The sequence below is a fragment of the Sphaerisporangium sp. NPDC004334 genome (assembly GCF_053602655.1).
Map to the genome: position 1 here is coordinate 78,636 of NZ_JBSGDZ010000025.1, position 15,760 is coordinate 94,395.

Sequence of the window (15,760 nt, forward strand, 5' to 3'; positions counted from 1 at the left end):
GCATGACCGGCCCTCGCGGAGCGGACGTCACGCGGCACGTCGTCGTCGACACCGACGCCGGCATCGACGACGCCTGCGCGCTGCTCTACCTGGCCGGGCACCCGCGGGTGGAGATCACCGCCGTGACGTCCGTGGCCGGCAACCGTCCGGAGCGGGACGTCGCGCGCAACATCGGGTGCGTCACCCGCCTGCTCGGGCTCGCGCCGCCCGTGGCGCGCGGCGCGGCCGGGCCGCTGCCGGGCGCGCCCTCCGTCCCCCGGGGGACGCACGGGACCGACGGGCTCGGCGCCCCCCTCGCCCGTCACGGGCTGCCCCGGCCCATGCCGGCCGTGACCGGCGAGAGCGCCGCGGAGCTGATCGTCCGCCTCGCCCGGGACCGCCCTGGCGAACTCGACCTGCTGGCGCTCGGCCCCCTGACCAATCTCGCGCTGGCGTTGCGCACCGACCCGGCGCTCTTTACAAAGTATCGTTCCGTCGTGGTGATGGGCGGCTCCGGCCCGTACGACCTCCCCGGCGACCGGCTGGCCCGCGACAGCAACATCGCCCGCGACCCCGCCGCGGCCCGGGCGGTCGCCACCGCACCGCGCGCCGACCTGGTCATGCTCGGAGTGGACGTCACCGCGACGGCCGTCCTGCCGCCGGAGGGGATCGCCGCCCTGGACGCGGCGGGCACCCCCGTCGCCCGTTTCGCCGCCGCGATCCTCGGCGCCTACCTGCGCCTCGGCGACGGCACCGGGCGGCGCGGCGGCGTCCCGCTGCACGACCCGCTGGCGGCGGGCATCCTGCTCGATCCGTCCCTGGCGACCGGGACCGCACTCGGGCCCGTCGCCGTACTCCCGGACGGGCCGCTCTGGCGGGCACGGCTGATGCGCGCCCGTGACGGCCGTCCCGCGCCCTTCCCGCACGAGCCGGCCCCGGACACCCGGGTGGTCACCGCCGTGGACACCGCCCGCTTCCTGCGCGGCTTCCTCACCGCCCTGACCGGAGGGACCACCGCACCCGGCGACGCGAGCGGGGCCACCACCTGAAGGGTCGGGCCGTGGCCACGCCCGGGCCGCGAGATGCGCCCGGAACTCAGCCCCGGGCCGCGGCGGCCACGGCGTCCCCGACGCGGTCGAACAGCCGGGCGACCGCGTCCGGGCCGGCGCCCTCGGGCAGGCCCTCCACCAGCAGCAGCCGTGCGGCGCGCAGGACGCCGCGCGCCGCGCGGGCGCGCGGCTCCTCCGGGAGGGTCGCGAGGTCGGAGACCTTGGCCAGGCCGATGACCCGCCGGGCGGCCTCCGCGCCGGCGACGGCGACGGCGTCCTCGCGCGCCTGGCCGAGGAAGCGCCGCAGCACCGTGTCGCCGAACACCCGCGGGTAGACGCGCGTCGGCCACAGGTCCCTGAACTCCCGCTGGTAGGCCTGCCAGGTCTGCTCGGCCTGGCCGAGCACCCAGGCGGCATGGTCCTCCTCGCCCAGCGCCAGCGCCCGCCCGGCGGCCAGGACGTAGTTGCCCCACAGGGTGCCGACGTCGAAGCCGGCCGGGCCGTAGAAGGCGAACTCGGCGTCGAACGCCTTGGTCGAGCGCGGCGCCCACGGCTCGGCGGCGCGCACCAGCACCGAGCCGGTGTGCAGGTCGCCGTGGATCAGCGCCTGGGCGCTGGTCATGAACGTCAGCCTGGCCACCCCTACCGCGGCCCGCACGTCGGGGTCGCCCGCGTAGGCGGCCACGTCGGCCTCGTTGGCGGGCAGCACCCGGTTGTGCTCGTGCCGGACGTAGGGCTCGGTGTACACCAGGTCCTCGGTGATCCGGCACAGCTGCGGGTTCACCGAGGCGGCGAGCGCGGCCTTCTGGTCGGGGGCGCTGAGCCCGAACACCGAGGTGCCGAACGCCACCCGGGCGGCGTATCTGCCGAGGTCGGCGGCGGCGCCCTCGTGGCGCAGCCCCTCGTTCAGCGCGCCGCGCCACACCTGGTGGTCGGACAGGTCCTCGATGGCGACGACGTGCCGCCCGGGGTCCTCGTCGTAGATGGCCGGGACGTACCGCCCGGCGAGGAAGCCGTGGGCGCGCAGGGCGCCTGCCTCGAACCCGTTGCGGTCCGGCGTCATCGGCCAGGTCGGGTCGGTGCGCACGTACGGGAGGGACTGCTTGAGCACCAGGCCGGACCCGCCTGCGGCCTCGACGACGAACACCAGGTTGCGGTCGCCGTCCCCGGCCTCGCGCACGCCGGTGACGCGCGCGGGGCCGAAGTGGGCGGCCAGCGCGGGCCGTCCGGCGATGTAGGCGGGGACGGTGTCGGCGGTGAGCGCTTCGTAGGCGCTCTCGGTGCCGATCGTGGCGGTCATGTTCTCCTCGGCGGTGACACAGGACGCACGATCCATCACATCGTTCGCGAAGAACGGCGAAGGCGTACGCGCTCGACGGCGGAGGTCACAAGGGACACTTCGGATGGTAGGCGCGCACGGGCCCTATTGTCCACTATCCATGCATGAAAAGCGGGATTTATCGGCGTGGCCGACGGCAGGGCCCGTCGCCAGAGGAAGCGGAGGAGGTCAGGCCGGCGCGCGTCTGCGCCAGAAGGGCGCGCCGGGCCAGCGGGCCTCGGCCGCGTAGTGGTCGCGGCGTCGCAGCAGGTAGGACGTGTACTGGACCTGGGTGCGCCGCTGGAAGGCGGCGAGCGCGTCGAACCGGCCGTCGAGGGCGGCCAGCACCCCCGTCGCGGCGCCGAGGCCGGATCGCAGGGCGGCGACGACGCCGGCCGAGGACAGCGGGTCGAACGCGCTCGCCGCGTCCCCGGCCGCCACCCAGTTCCGGCCGTACAGGCGGGTGAGGCAGTGGGAGGCGGCGGGGACGGTCCGCACTGCGGGGGGCGGACCGGGGCGGCCGAGCAGTTCGAAGACGTGCCGGGTACGCCGGAGGAGGTCGTACCAGCTCCGCGCGCTCGTGGCCGACGCGCGGCGGAACACGTCGGCGTCGCTGAACAGGCCGACGGCCGTCCGGCCCTCGCCGGCGTCCGCGCCGTACCACCAGCCGAGCTCGGCCGACTCGATCACCGGCCGCCGGATCGCGCGCGGCTCCGCGGGGCCGGTGGACCCCGTGAGGACGGTGAACGCGCACATCAGCCGGTCCGCGTGCAGCGGTGCGCCGTGCCGCCGGGCCAGCACGCCCGCCCGCCCGGCGGCGTCCACCACGAACCCCGCGCGCAGCCCGCGCGGCCCGCGCAGCCCACGCGGCCCGCGGGGTCCGGCGGGACTCTCCGCCGCTCGCCCTCCGCCCGGGCCCCGTGGCGGGGCGATCGACAGCCGCCAGCCCGCCCCCTCCGGGCGCACGGCGGTGACACGCGCTCCGTCCACCACGGTGACCCCCGCCGACCTGGCCGCCTCGACCAGGCTCGCGTCGAAGCGGCCGCGGTCGATGAGCCATCCGCCGCCGAGCGGGGCGGTGAAGGCGTCCCGCCAGGCCAGGTCCTCCCCCGCCCACGCGGAGGCCATGCCGGGCGACGGGGGGTGCCCGGCCCGCTCGAATTCCTCCCACACGCCGAGCCGGCGCAGCAGCGGACGGGCCTCCGCGGGGAGGGACTCGCCCATCCGGACCGGCTCATCGCGCCCGCCGCCGAGGAGGGTGACGGCGACGCCGGCGGACCGGAGCGCGATGGCCGCCGCGCACCCGGCGGGCCCGGCTCCGATCACGGCCACCTCGCCCGGTGCGGTCCCGCCGTCATCCGGCATGGGCAGGTCGTCCACCGCGGCCGGGTCGCGCCGCGCGTCCACGTCGCGGCTCACGGACCCTCCGGCGGCGCGGTGTCGCGGGGCAGGGTCCGCTCGACCTCGACGAAGACCGGGTCGTCGGCGGTGCCCTTGTTGACCACGAACCCGAGCCGATGCCACAGCTCGACCATCTCGACGTCGTCGGCGAACCGCACGTAGTCGTCGGCGTTCTGGTCCCCGTCGGAGCCCACCCAGGCCACCTGCCGCAGGCCACCGGTGTCCTCCACGTAGACGAAGTCGGGGCGCTGCACCGGCCACCACCACAGGAACCGGTCGCCCACCTGCTGCTCGGAGCACTCGTTGAAGTCGGCCTGCCAGGGCACCGCCATGTACTTGGACAGGTCTCCCGGCTCCAGGCCCTGGTCCAGGTCCTGCCCCAGGGACAGCGGCGGCCGCACCCCGGTCTTGCGGCGGATGCGGTACGGCGCGGAGTACAGCCGGGGATTGCGGCAGATCCAGGTCATCTCGATGCCCGGGGAGAAGGCGCCGCCGACGCAGTTCTCCAGCGCGACGCGGTCCCGCAGCGCGCCGGGCGAGGGTTCGGGCGACCCCTTGGTGGTGAAGTTCCCCGCGGCCCACTGCTGCAGGTAGAAGAACTGCGTCCGGGTGAGGGTCAGGTACCGCGAGGAGAGCGGGCCCGGTTCGAAGCAGTTGTCCCCGGCCAGGAAGGGCATGAGCGGCAGCCCGCTGTCGGGGGAGGCGAACCGGTCGGGCGCGTCTGGCGGCCGGATGAGGTCCAAGTAGAACCGCCGCATCCCGGCGTAGACCGGGGAGGGGTCGCCGAGCTTGCCGAAGTCCATGTCGTGCGGGTGGGTGGGGATCGCGACCACCCACCCGTAGTGGTGCGCTCGTTCCAGGATGGGCTTGATGTCGCCCTCCCAGTCGGGGGTGAAGTCCCGCTGCCACAAGCCGTCGGCGAAGACCTCGGGCCGGGTCCCGAGGTTGCGCACCGCCATGTCGCTGATCGTGTCGTACAGCGTGACGAGGTTGCTCAGTTCCGGGGCGAAGCGGGGCGGGACGGCCAGCACCCAGGCGGAGTCGTCCACGTCCACCTCCCGCCCGTCCCGCATGATCAGCCGCGCGGTCACCGGCCCGTCGGAGGTGTCGTCCCACCAGTTGTCGTTGTTGGCGTAGTCGTCGGCGACCGGGACGGCGTCGGCGCTGCCCGAGGAGCCGAACCCGCCGAGCACGATGAGCCGGCCCAGCTCGTCGGTGCGCATCTCGCCGAGGCTGTCGATCGTGGCCGGCTTGAGGTCCTCGGGCGGGAAGGTCATCGGATAGCCGCCGGGGTTGTCGGTCCGGGAGAAGGCCACCGACTCGCCCGGGCCCTTCAGGGTGCGCGGACCCGGATCGATGATCATCTTCTGGCGTTCGGCGGGGTCGGTGACCGCCGCGTTGCGCAGCGGGTGGTCGGGGGCGTACCCCGACTCGCCGGCGTTGACCATGAACTCGTACCAGATCGCCTTCTTGTTGGCGAGGTGGACGGTCCACTCGATGCGTTCCACCCCGTCCTCACCCGGCCGCACGGGACGGCCGGGGTCGGCCTCGTCGCGGTAGAGGTAGACCTCGAAGCGCTCCCCCTGCCGCCGCAGCGCGCCCCGCGCGTCCCGGAAGTCGGCTGGGGTGAACGCGCCGCCGCCGGGCAGCACCGGCAGGGTGCCGGGCCGCTCGGGGGCCAGGTAGAACTCGGGGCTGTTGCCGACCCGGACGACGCCGACGGCCGGATGGATTCGATACGACATTGCTGCGGGTCTCCCTGTCATCCGTGCGCCGAGTTGAGGGTGAGGTCGTCCGCGGCCGCGCCGGCCAGCGCCCGGTGGGCGAGGCCGAGGTTGTGCCGCCAGGTCTGCCGGTAGTCGCCGCCGAAGGCCGACGGCGGACGCGCGAGCAGGTCGGCCGCCTCGGCCACGATCTCCTCCACGGGGCGTGGCCGGTACACGAAGGCCGGTCCGGCGTTGGGGCCCAGCCCGGGATCGGCGGCCGGGTTCAGCGGAGTCCCCATCAGCAGGGTCGCCAGGGCCGGCAGGGCCGCCTGCATGACCGGGAAGGCCGTCTGGAAGAACGGGCCGGGGCGGGCCGTCTTGCCGACGGCCTCCCCGAGCGCGGTGAGCACGAGGGTGTAGCAGTTGTCGAACAGGTAGGACAGTCTGCGGAAGTCGCCGTCGAGGTCGGCGGCGGAGGGGTTGGCCTGCATCGGGTAGATCGGCGGCAGGCTCACCTCGCCGCGGGCGATGCGTTCGAACCTGCCATAGTGCGACAGCTCCCACGGCGTGCCGAGGATCGGTCCGTAGGTGCCGTCCAGCCGGTCGCCGTAGTGGTCGTATCCGCCGTACGGCTCCTCGTACGGCGCCGGCGGCCGCTGCACCTCGGCCCCCTCGCCCTGCTGGACGATCTCGGTGATGGCGGCCTTCGCGCCGTCGAGGTCGTGCACGATGTGCAGCTCGCCGCCGCCCGGGCCGAAGTAGGTGTCGTCACGCTGGAACCCGGTGTCGTGCCCGAACACCTCCTTCTCGCCGTATCTGGCGACGCAGCTCTCGAAGCCCAGCTCGATGGCCTTGTAGAACTGGCCGATGGTGTGGTACGGCTCGTCCTCGGCGGGCGCCTGCGGGCTGGACTCGGGCAGCTCTATCTGCATGAACACCGTGCGCGCGAGCAGGGGTGACAGCGGCTGGAGCTGAATGAAGGGGCCGCCCTCCGCGTGGCCGAGCAGGTAGGCCGGGTAGACGGGCACATGCTCCTCCGCCAGCGAGGGGGGCGTGCCGATGGCGTTCATGAGGTTGGCCACCTGCATCATGTGCAGCATCTCCTCGACCACCACGCCCCTGATCAGGCGGGACGCCTCCGAGGAGGGGTCGGTGATCGAGTACAGGGCGCACAGGTAGGGCGGGATCGTCGAGAGCTCGATGGTCAGCGCCGTCTGCAGGTGGGCGGCCAGCCTCTCGACGGAGTCCAGGGGCCGGTGGGTCATGGTGAGCGGGAACAGCCTGGCGGCGGGGGGCGTCATGAGAGGTCGTCCGATCGTCGGTTCGGAAGCTGGGCGGGGGTGGGCCGGATGACGGCGCCGGTGTCGTCGCCGTCGGGGGTGAGGAGCACGACGGCGGTGCCGCCGAGGGCCGGGGTGCGGGGGTCGCGTGCCACCACGAGCACGGCGCACGGGGCGGGCACCGTCTCCGGGGCGGTGTAGCGGCCGTCCTGGTCGATCCGCCCCACCTCCGGCAGGACGCTCCACTCGGCCCGCACCGGGTCGCCGCCCAAAGCGGCGGTGAACGACCGGGCCGCGCCCGGGCCGAGCGGCGCGGGGGCGTACGGGGTGACCTGCACGGCGACCGGCGCCGCCGGGAAGACGACGATCCGCGCGCTGCCGCTCTCCTTTCCGATTCGCGCGGTGAGCGTCACGGCCACCGGCCGGTCCAGCTTCGCGGGCGGGGTGTAGCGGCCCGTGTCGTCCACCGTCCCGACGGCCGGAGATATCGACCAGGTGACCTTCTCGGCGGACCCGGGCAGCCGCGCGGTGAAGGCGCGGGCCTGGTCACGGGCCTCGAAGACCGAGATGATCGGCGCGACGGCCACCTGGGCGGGGGTCACCACCACCGCCGCGTACGCCCGCTGGGCCGTCGCGAAGCCCTTCCCGGCGGCGTCGCGGACCGCCTCCCCATCGGCGTCGTCCCCTTCCACGGTGATGGGGTCCCGCGCCGTGGCCGTGACGACGACCACCTTGGGCCGGGAAAGCCCGGCGGGAGGCGTGTACATCCCGTCGGCGCCGATCCGGCCGCCGCCGCGCGGGACCGACCAGGTGACCGGCCGGTCGGCGGCGAGCCGCACGGTCTCGGCCGTGGTCACGGCCGACAGCGGCGGGGACACGGCGAAGCCGGGCGCGTTCAGCGTGCCGAACGCGACCAGGTCGCCGGGCACGTGGGCCGACAGCAGCCGGGCGGTCTGCCGTCCGGGGAACAGCAGGTTGGTCACCGCGAACGCGCCGACGTGCGGGACGGTGAAGCCGAACAGGCCGCTGAGCTGGTAGACGATCTCCTTCGCGATGAGGTCGCAGGTCAGCTGCCGGGCCTGCTCGTCCTGGAAAGGGTCGATCTTCTTGAAGAACGAGTCGTCGGGGGCCGGGAAGCTCACGCCGACGCCCCCGGACGAGGTGAAGGTGATCTCGGCGGTGACCGGGTCGACGCCGGGCCGGTAGGTGGTGTCCAGTTCGACGGTCATGGTGACCTGACCCTCGTCGCAGATCGTGGGCAGGGCCGGCAGGTCGACCTCGACGCTCCATGCCTGCTGCCAGTCGTGCGACCAGGTGCCGGTGAGCGCCCCCGCGGAGGAACGGAAGGCGATGTCCTTCAGGGTGACGTAGACGTCCTGCGGCTTGCCGCACCAGCCCGCCTGCACGGTCCCGTACTCGCTGGTGTACCGGACGGGCATGGTGATGCTCCCGCCGGTGACCGTGACCGACCAGGCGTCCGACGCGTCGCCGTGCGCGTCGGTGTTGCCCGCGCCGACGACGCCGGCGACCAGGTCGCGCAGGATGCCGCCGAACAGCACCCTGCCGGACACCAGCAGCGTCGTGTCCATTCCGGCGGGGACCACGTTGGCCAGAGGAAGCGAGGTCTGCGCGCCGCCCTTGGGGTTGTAGGCCGTGGGCACGAACAGCAGCAGCCGCCCGGCGTCCGCGGGGTCGGCCTGGTCCCGCTGGGTCGCCAGCTCGAAGTCGCCGGCCGGGGTGAGGTCGGTGGCGTTCGGCGTGTAGTCCAGCGTGCCGAGCGCGTACCGCCGGTACCCGGTGCCGGGATCGGCGAGCAGGCGCAGGAAATACGCGCCGAGCAACGTGCCCGTCGCGCCGGGCACGCCGAGGTCGGCGAAGAAGTCCTTGCCGTCGTCGATCCGCAGGGACACGTGGGTCTGGTGCTCGACCTCTCCCTTCACCTTTCCCAGCGGCACGGTGCCGGTGATCGTGTAGCCCTGCGCGCCGGTGATCCACTGGGTGGAGACGACCTTGGCCGCCCCGCCCGCGGTGAGGACGGTGCGGGCGATCCCGGAGACGACCGGGATGGTGAGCCGCGCCGCCTGGGGGTCCAGTGCCGGGTCGAACGCGATCAGCGGATGACCGAGGACGACGTCGGCGAACTCGACCGTGTAGTCGTCGATGATGGGCACGGTGCCCGAGATGGGCGGCAGGTGGTCCCCGGACACGAGGTCCTGCACGAACTGCCGCTGGAACAGCTCGTTGACCTTGTGCGCCGACAGGGCGCACACCACGTCCCAGCCCTGGGTCACGCCCTTGCCCCGCAGGTGACGCAGGACCTCTTCGACGCTCGCGTCCGTCGTCATGGGGTGGCCGCCCTGTCCCAGTCGAAGTCGCCGAGAGGGTCCAGGACCCCTAGCTGCACGATGGGGGAGATCCCGGCGGTCGCCTCCACCACCTCGGGCAGCAGGAGCGGCTGGCCCGCCCAGGGGAGCGGGCCCACGACGGCCTCGAAGACGTCCAGCCAGGAGACGCCGGGATCGTCGTCCTTCAGTTGCAGGGCGGCGCCGGTGACGCCCAAGGCGATCAGAGCTCGCCCGAGAACGGCGTCGATGCCCACGTTCACCATGAAGGCGGTGATCGTGAGGTCCGTTCCCTCACCTCCCTCCCCCGTCGCGGGCCCCGCGCCACCGCCCGCCGATCTGATCGCCTTGACCTGGTCGATCAGGTGGAAGGCCCCGTCGGTCAGGATGGGCGCGAAGTAGCCGATCCAGGTGGCGTTGGTGATCTTCTCTCCTCTGGTCATGGCGGCCCAGTTCCAGTCGGCGCTCGGGGTGAACAGGCCCTGGACGATGATGTTGGCCGCGAGGTCGAGCCCGTTGACCAGCAGCGATCCCACGCTGTCGGCGCCGGACTGCGCGTCGGCCATGTTGACGCCGTCGGTCAGCATGTCGATGCCGATCAGCACCATGGAGGAGTAGTACTGCGCTTCCTCGAGCGGCGTGTACCTCGGCCCGGCGGCGGCCGGCGAGCCGGCCGCGACGCTCTTCGCGAGCACGTCCTCACCTTGGACCTTGGTGAGCGGGTCGTAGGGCCCGCGGCCGGTGGCGGCCAGGCACGCGAGGGTGACCGGCGCGGCGAAGGCGAGACAGAACAGCCGGCCCAGCGTCATCGCGTCGCGGTTCCCGCTGGGCCTGGCCAGGTTGTCCCACATCCAGGTGAGCACCGGCGAATCGTCCATCGGCGCGGTGAGCAGGTCGTGGACCCACCGCACGACCTCGGCCGCCAGCTCCAGCAGCGTCACGACGAGCACGTCGCAGGCGTCGAGCGCCAGGTCGATCAGGTCGCGCAACGCCGCCAGCAGGTCGGCGACGCGAAGCTCCCCGGCCTTGGCGGGGTCGCGGAACAGCGTGAGGCACACCGGCACCACGTCCTGCAGGGCCTTCCCGCCGTCCGCGAGGATGCCGGAGTCCTCGACGGCCTTGACCAGCTTGCCGGTGAAGCCGTCGGAGAGCGGGGGCATCGTCCCGGCCGGCCGGTCCGGCACGTTGTCCAGGATCTTCGTGAGCACGTAGTTGTGCTGGGCGGGACTGCCCTCCAGCGCCGCCGCGAGCCCCGGCGACCGGCCGCCCGCGGGCCGGAGCCCGAGCCGCACCCGGCCGCGGCCGACGTCGTTGATGGTCGTGCTCCCCAGCACGGCCGCGGCCTCGTCGAGCCCGGCGTTCAGCTCGGACTTCAGATCGGAGAAGAAGCGTCCCGTCCCGACCGCCGCGGAGTCGCCCAGCCACCGCTGGAGCGAGGACAGGCCGGTGGTGATGGTGCCGTAGAACTCGTCCATGGTGCGCCAGATCGAGCGCCAGTGCAGGGCGTCCTGCCACAGGTCCTTCGCCTTGTCGAAGGCCAGCTCGATGGTGTTGAGCACGCTCTGCATCAGGGAGCCGACCTCGGCCAGGCCCTCCAGCGCGAGGCCCACCACGGTGGTGTAGACGCCCTTCGCGGACTCCACCAGCGCGGAGAAGGTCTCCTGGTCCGGATGGGCGATGAAGGCGACGAGCTTGACCGCGCCCGACTTCAGGGCCTGCCAGACGTCCACCAGCCAGTCCCCGAGGCTCTTGCCCAGGACGCCGGCCGTGAGCGCCTCCGCCGGCGCGGGGCCCCGGGCCGTGAGGGTCGCGGGCCCGGCCGCCGTGTGGAAGGCCGCCAGCCGTTCGGTGACGGCGTCCGCGGTGGCGTAGGCGATCAGCCGGGGCGCGCCGGGATCGCGCAGGTCCACCTCGAACCCCCCGTCCGGCTTGGCGCCCCCGGGCCCGAGGGCGGCGAGCCGGATGACGGCGCCGGCGGCCACCTTGGCGAGCCCGGGGGTCAGGCCGGGAAGCAGCGGGCCGTCCTTGCCCCGGGCGGCGCGCAGCATGTCCGCGCTCATCGGCGGGATGGTCGCGGTGCCGTTGAACAGGGGCGCCCTGCCCGCGAGCGTCTCGTACAGGTAGCCGTGCGGGGTGATCGGCAGATCCTCCGCCGCCCCTTCGACGCGCGCGGTGAAGGTGACCGCGGTGAAGCCGGTGGCGGGCTGGCTGAACTCCACCGCGCCGGTCTCGTCGGTGGTGAGCGTCGCGGCCGTGCCCGGCCGCGCGAGCACCGTACGCCCGCCGCTGTACAGGCCCACCAGCCGCGAGGAGGTCAGCTCGATCGCCCTGTGGCGCACCGGCAGGCCGTTCGCGTCGGTGACGGTCAGCCGGGTGCGGTACCGGGACACCACCATCGGCGCGTCCTCGGCGTGGCCGTGCACCGGCACGCGCGTCCATCCGCCGCCGGTACGCGGCCGGCTGAGCAGGTCGACGGTGCCGTCCGCCCGGGTCACGGCGAGCGCGCCCGTGCCGCCGGCGGGGGTTCTCACCTGCACGGCGTCGGTGTCGAGCGGGAAGATCGGCGCCCAGACCGGGACGTCATCGGCCGTCCAGGCGGTCTGCCGAAGTTGCCAGAGCCTGCCGTCCGGGGCGCAGCCGTAGCACCGGACCATCCCGTCGTCGTCGAGCACGGCCGTGCCCCGGACGATCTCGCCGAGCGGGATCCGGACGGGCGTGTCGCCGAACCCCGCCGAGGAGTACAGGTTGTTCGCGGTGTCGGTGAACACGACCATGGCGGAGTCCGCGTGCGGGTAGGTCGCGAGCAGCCGCCCCGCGGGGGCCGCCACCTTGACGACCTCGGGGTGCGCGGCCACCCGGTCGCCGGTGCCGGGCCAGATCCGCAGCACGCCACCGGCGGTGGCGAACAGCACCCAGGCGTCGGGTGAGGTGAAGGCCAGCCGGGCCTCTCCCCCGACCAGCTCGCCACCGAGGTCGACGCGGTCCGCGGTCCACTTCCCGCCGTCGGCGGTGCAGAGCGTCAGATCGCCGCGCGCGTCGATGCCGCTGACCGCGAAGTCCCCGGTCAGCGGGATCTCGGCCACGCTCAGCCCGGTGCAGGCGGCCAGCTCCGCCGGCTCGCCCCATTCACCGCGGGCGTCGCGCACCGAGTGCAGCAGGGCCGGCTCGGTGGCGTAGAAGGCGTTGACCAGGCCGTCCGCGTCCACCAGGGTCACGACCTCCTGGGCCCGCGCCCCCTTCGGCAGCGGGTGAAGGGCGTACCCCGACGCCGACTCCCCCGACGCCCGCACCTCGGCGAGCCCGGTCCCGGGCGTTATGGCGAGCAGGAGATGGGTTCCGTCATCGGTCGTCGCGATGGAGGTGTGGTTGTGCGCTTCGGGATCGACGCTCACCGGCTTGACCGGTAAGACGTCCTCCGACAGGCGTGAGTCGCAGTCGACGCGCAGGGGCAGGGCATGGTCGATCGGCAAGGAGACCTCCGTGAGGCTCGGTCCATCGGATGGGGTGTGTCAGCCGGGCGGAGGCGGAGCGGGGCGGAGCCGTTCGTCGTCCAGGGCCAGCTCGAACGCGCGGATGAGCGACATCCAGCCCGCGAACGGCTTGTCGGCGCCGTGCTCGTGACGCAGGACGCCTTCGATCGGGTCGGCGAGCAGATCGACTTCCACGGTCAGCCGGACGCGGTGCCCAGAGTCGCTCACCCGCGCAGTCTGCCGCCGTCGCTCGGTGCCCGGCGTCAGGGTCGACACCCTGATATTTGGCGATATACGCCACCCTTACCGGGAGGTATTCGTGGCCGGTGCGCGTTCGCGGTCTTACGGTGGGGGCGTGACGAAGCGCGTGGCGGAATCGTTGCTGCTGGAACGTGACAGCGAGCTGACGGCACTGGCGGCGGCGCTGGAGGCCGTACGCATGGGGAGCGGGTCCCTGGTAGTGGTGCAGGGGCCGCCCGGAGTGGGCAAGACGCGGCTGCTGGCCGCCGCCGCCGATCAGGCCCAGGCGAACGGACTGCTCGTGCTGGCGGCCCGCGGGCACGAACTGGAGCGGGCGATAGCGCTGGGCGTGGCACTCGACCTCCTCGCCCCGCCGCTGACCGCCGCCCGCCCGAAGGAGCGCGCCCGGCTGGCGGCGGGCCTCGCCGCACCGGCCGCGCCGCTGTTTCCCGGGCTTCTTCGCCAGGAGCTTTCTCCGGCGGCACCGGGCGGCGACGACATGCTGCGGGGACTGTGCCGGCTGGCGGTCAACCTGACCGGATGGGGAACCGAAGGCGCCGCGGTCCGCCCCATGCTGCTCACCGTGGACGACGCGCAGTGGGCGGATGAGGCGTCGCTGCGGTTCCTCGCCATGCTCGCCGACCGAGTCGGCGCTCTCCCGCTCGCCTTGGTGGTCGCCGTGCGCGACGGCGAGGACGGATCGGAGGTCTCGGCGCTGCGCCGGCTGACCGTCCAGCCCCCGAACCGCCTGCTGGCCCCCGCGCCCCTGTCCGCCGGCGCGGTCGAACGGCTGGTGGCCGGCGTGTTCCCCGCCGCCGGGGACGACCTGGCCGCCGCCGTGGCGCATGCGAGCGGCGGCAACCCCTTCCTGGTCGGCGAGTTGCTGCGGTCCCTGCAGGCCGACGGGCACGTCCCGCCCGCGAGCGCCGTCGCCGGCATGGTGCCCGGCACCGTGCTCCACTCGGTGCTGGCGCGACTGGCCAGGCTGCCCGCCGAGGCCGTCCGCCTCGCCACCTCGCTCGCCGTCCTGGGCGATCGCACCCCGCTGCGCCGGGCGGCCCGTCACGCCGGCCTCGGCCTCCCGGCCGCCGAGCGGGCCGCCGACGTGCTGGCCGGCGCCCACCTGCTGCGCCCCGGCGACCCGCTCGGGTTCCTCCACCCGCTCATCGCCGCGGCCGTCCACGCCGACCTTCCCGCCTTCGCCCGGGCCCGCGCCCATCGCAGGGCCGCCGACCTGCTCGCCGAGGACGGCGAGGGGGTGGAGAAGGTGGCCGGCCACCTGCTGGTCTCCCAGCCCGAAGGCGATCTCGCCGTGGCCCGCACACTGCGCGAGGCGGCCGGCCTGGCACTGCGCCGGGGCGACCCGGCCGCGGCCACCCGGCTGCTTCACCGGGCGCTCGCCGACGCCACCGCCGGGCGCCATTCCGGCGAACTCATGCTCGAACTGGCCCGCGCCCAGATGACCGCCGGCGACATGGCCGCCCACGACACGGTCACCGAAGCGCTCCCCCTGCTCGACGACGCGCCCGCCCCTGTCAGGGCCGAGGCGCTCACCCTGCTCGCCCGGCTGCGGAACTCGCGCGGGGACTTCTCCGGCGCCGCGGTCGCCCAGGACGCCGCACTCGACCTGTTCGAGGCGGGCGACCCGCGCTCGGAGGATGTTCTCGCCGAGTACCTGATGATCGCCCGCTTCCATCCTTCGCTGCGCCGCCACGCCGCCCGGCGGCTGGCGCCGGTGCTGCGCGAGGCCCGTCAGGGGCGCCCGCCCGGCAGGCCGGGCCTGCTGGCGCACCTCACCCTGCAACTCGCCCTCGACGGCGACCCGGTACCCGAGGTACTGCGCGCCGCCTCTGGCGCGCTCGCCCACGACCCCCTGGTGGACCCGGTCGGCCACGGCTCACTGATGGGGATCGTCGTCCACGCCCTGGTCATCGCCGGTGAGCTGGTCGTGGCCGAGGCCGCGGCCGACGCCGCGCTGTCGGCGGCACGACGCAGAGGAGACGTGCTCGCCTACGGTTACGCCGGCTACCACCGGGCGCTGGCCCGCTACCACCAGGGGGCGCTGACCGCGGCCCTGGCCGACCTGGAGGCGGCCCGCGGGCCGCACGACGAAGGCTGGAACTCCGCGGGCGGCTGGATAGCCTTCCTGCTCGCCTGGGTGCACCTCGAACGGGGCGAGGAGGACGCCGCGGAGGAGGCGCTGCACCTGGCCGACCCGCATCCGCGGGACGGCATGTACTCCCCGCTCGTCCTCGACTGCCGCGCCCGGCTGTCACTGCTGCGAGGCGACCCGGCGGCGGCGCTCCGAGCCGCCCGCGACGCCGGCCACCTGCTCGAACGGCTCTACGAGATAGACCACCCGGGCCTGCTGCCCTGGCGGGGCACGGCGGCCATCGCCGCGCACCACCTCGGCGACCACCGCGCCGCCCAGGAACTGGCCGGCCAGGCCGTCGCCCGCGCCCGGACCGTCGGCGTGGCGCAGGCCGTCGGCGCCGCGCTGCGCGTCGCCGGCCTGGTCGCCAGGCCGCGTCCCGACCTCTCGCTGCTCGCCGAGTCGGCGAAGATCTTGCAGGGAACCCCCGCGGCGCTCGAGCACGCCCGCGCCCTCATCGACCTCGGGGCCGCGCTGTGGCGGGCGGGGCGTGGCCGCGACTGCGGGCCACCGCTCCGACAGGGCCTGGCGCTGGCGGACCGCATGCACGCCCGCCCGCTCGCCGAACGGGCCCGCGCCGAACTGCACGCCGCCGGCATGCGCCCGCGCCGGACCGCCGTCGCCGGCATCGACGCCCTCACTCCGGCCGAGCGCAGAGTGGCCCTCCTCGCCCTCCACGGGCACAGCAACGGCCAGATCGCCCAGACCCTGTTCATCTCCACCAAGACCGTGGAGACCCATCTCGCACGGGTCTACCGCAAACTCGCGATCGTCAACCGCAGGCAGCTCAGCGAGGCCTTCGGCTCCCCCACCTGAGGCGTCG

At 74.2% G+C, this 15,760-nt stretch carries 9 protein-coding genes; 2 read left to right on the forward strand and 7 right to left on the reverse strand.

Features of this window, described 5'->3' with window-relative positions; translation table 11 throughout:
* Positions 1 to 2 precede the first annotated feature (2 nt).
* Positions 3 to 1,028 (forward strand): nucleoside hydrolase, encoded by a 1,026-nt coding sequence (locus ACWEN6_RS29675; protein ID WP_452574772.1) that lies wholly within the window; start codon positions 3 to 5, stop codon positions 1,026 to 1,028.
* A 46-nt stretch (positions 1,029 to 1,074) separates the two neighbouring features.
* On the opposite strand, the gene mtnK is transcribed toward ACWEN6_RS29675, so the two are convergent.
* The 7 genes from mtnK to ACWEN6_RS29710 all read right to left on the reverse strand — a co-directional run bounded on the left by mtnK (position 1,075) and on the right by ACWEN6_RS29710 (position 12,773).
* On the reverse strand, positions 1,075 to 2,328 hold the full coding sequence (gene mtnK, locus ACWEN6_RS29680) for an S-methyl-5-thioribose kinase (protein WP_452574774.1): 1,254 nt from the start codon (positions 2,326 to 2,328) through the stop codon (positions 1,075 to 1,077).
* 207 nt (positions 2,329 to 2,535) lie between these two features.
* Positions 2,536 to 3,765 (reverse strand): FAD-dependent monooxygenase, encoded by a 1,230-nt coding sequence (locus ACWEN6_RS29685; RefSeq protein WP_452574776.1) that lies wholly within the window; start codon positions 3,763 to 3,765, stop codon positions 2,536 to 2,538.
* Positions 3,762 to 5,492: a LodA/GoxA family CTQ-dependent oxidase gene (locus tag ACWEN6_RS29690; RefSeq protein WP_354920823.1), complete on the reverse strand. Its 1,731-nt coding sequence runs from the start codon at positions 5,490 to 5,492 to the stop codon at positions 3,762 to 3,764. Before ACWEN6_RS29690 ends, ACWEN6_RS29685 begins: the two co-directional genes overlap by 4 nt.
* A 17-nt stretch (positions 5,493 to 5,509) precedes the next feature.
* Positions 5,510 to 6,754 carry a ferritin-like domain-containing protein gene (locus tag ACWEN6_RS29695; protein ID WP_452574778.1) on the reverse strand — a complete coding sequence of 415 codons (1,245 nt, stop codon included), beginning with the start codon at positions 6,752 to 6,754 and terminating at the stop codon, positions 5,510 to 5,512.
* The gene (locus ACWEN6_RS29700; RefSeq protein WP_452574780.1) at positions 6,751 to 9,078 is read right to left on the reverse strand and encodes a hypothetical protein; all 2,328 of its coding nucleotides are present in this window, start codon (positions 9,076 to 9,078) and stop codon (positions 6,751 to 6,753) included. The genes ACWEN6_RS29695 and ACWEN6_RS29700 overlap by 4 nt, the downstream gene beginning before the upstream one ends.
* Positions 9,075 to 12,545, reverse strand: a complete 3,471-nt coding sequence (locus ACWEN6_RS29705) for a hypothetical protein (protein WP_452574782.1) — start codon at positions 12,543 to 12,545, stop codon at positions 9,075 to 9,077. Before ACWEN6_RS29705 ends, ACWEN6_RS29700 begins: the two co-directional genes overlap by 4 nt.
* Positions 12,546 to 12,584: 39 nt before the next feature.
* A complete protein-coding gene (locus tag ACWEN6_RS29710; RefSeq protein ID WP_354846738.1) occupies positions 12,585 to 12,773 on the reverse strand; it encodes a hypothetical protein in 189 nt (62 codons plus the stop codon).
* A 127-nt stretch (positions 12,774 to 12,900) separates the two neighbouring features.
* Here ACWEN6_RS29710 and ACWEN6_RS29715 point away from each other — a divergent pair, with 127 nt between their 5' ends.
* Positions 12,901 to 15,753, forward strand: coding sequence for a helix-turn-helix transcriptional regulator (locus ACWEN6_RS29715; RefSeq protein ID WP_452574784.1), 2,853 nt, complete (start codon positions 12,901 to 12,903; stop codon positions 15,751 to 15,753).
* The last annotated feature ends 7 nt before the right edge of the window (positions 15,754 to 15,760 follow it).

What these genes read in the sequence shown, in the direction of transcription:
- ACWEN6_RS29675 (WP_452574772.1), top strand. Translation starts at nt 3, where the DNA reads ATGACCGGCCCTCGCGGAGCGGACGTCACGCGGCACGTCGTCGTCGAC.
- mtnK (WP_452574774.1), bottom strand. Translation starts at nt 2,328, where the DNA reads ATGACCGCCACGATCGGCACCGAGAGCGCCTACGAAGCGCTCACCGCC.
- ACWEN6_RS29690 (WP_354920823.1), bottom strand. Translation starts at nt 5,492, where the DNA reads ATGTCGTATCGAATCCATCCGGCCGTCGGCGTCGTCCGGGTCGGCAAC.
- ACWEN6_RS29695 (WP_452574778.1), bottom strand. Translation starts at nt 6,754, where the DNA reads ATGACGCCCCCCGCCGCCAGGCTGTTCCCGCTCACCATGACCCACCGG.
- ACWEN6_RS29700 (WP_452574780.1), bottom strand. Translation starts at nt 9,078, where the DNA reads ATGACGACGGACGCGAGCGTCGAAGAGGTCCTGCGTCACCTGCGGGGC.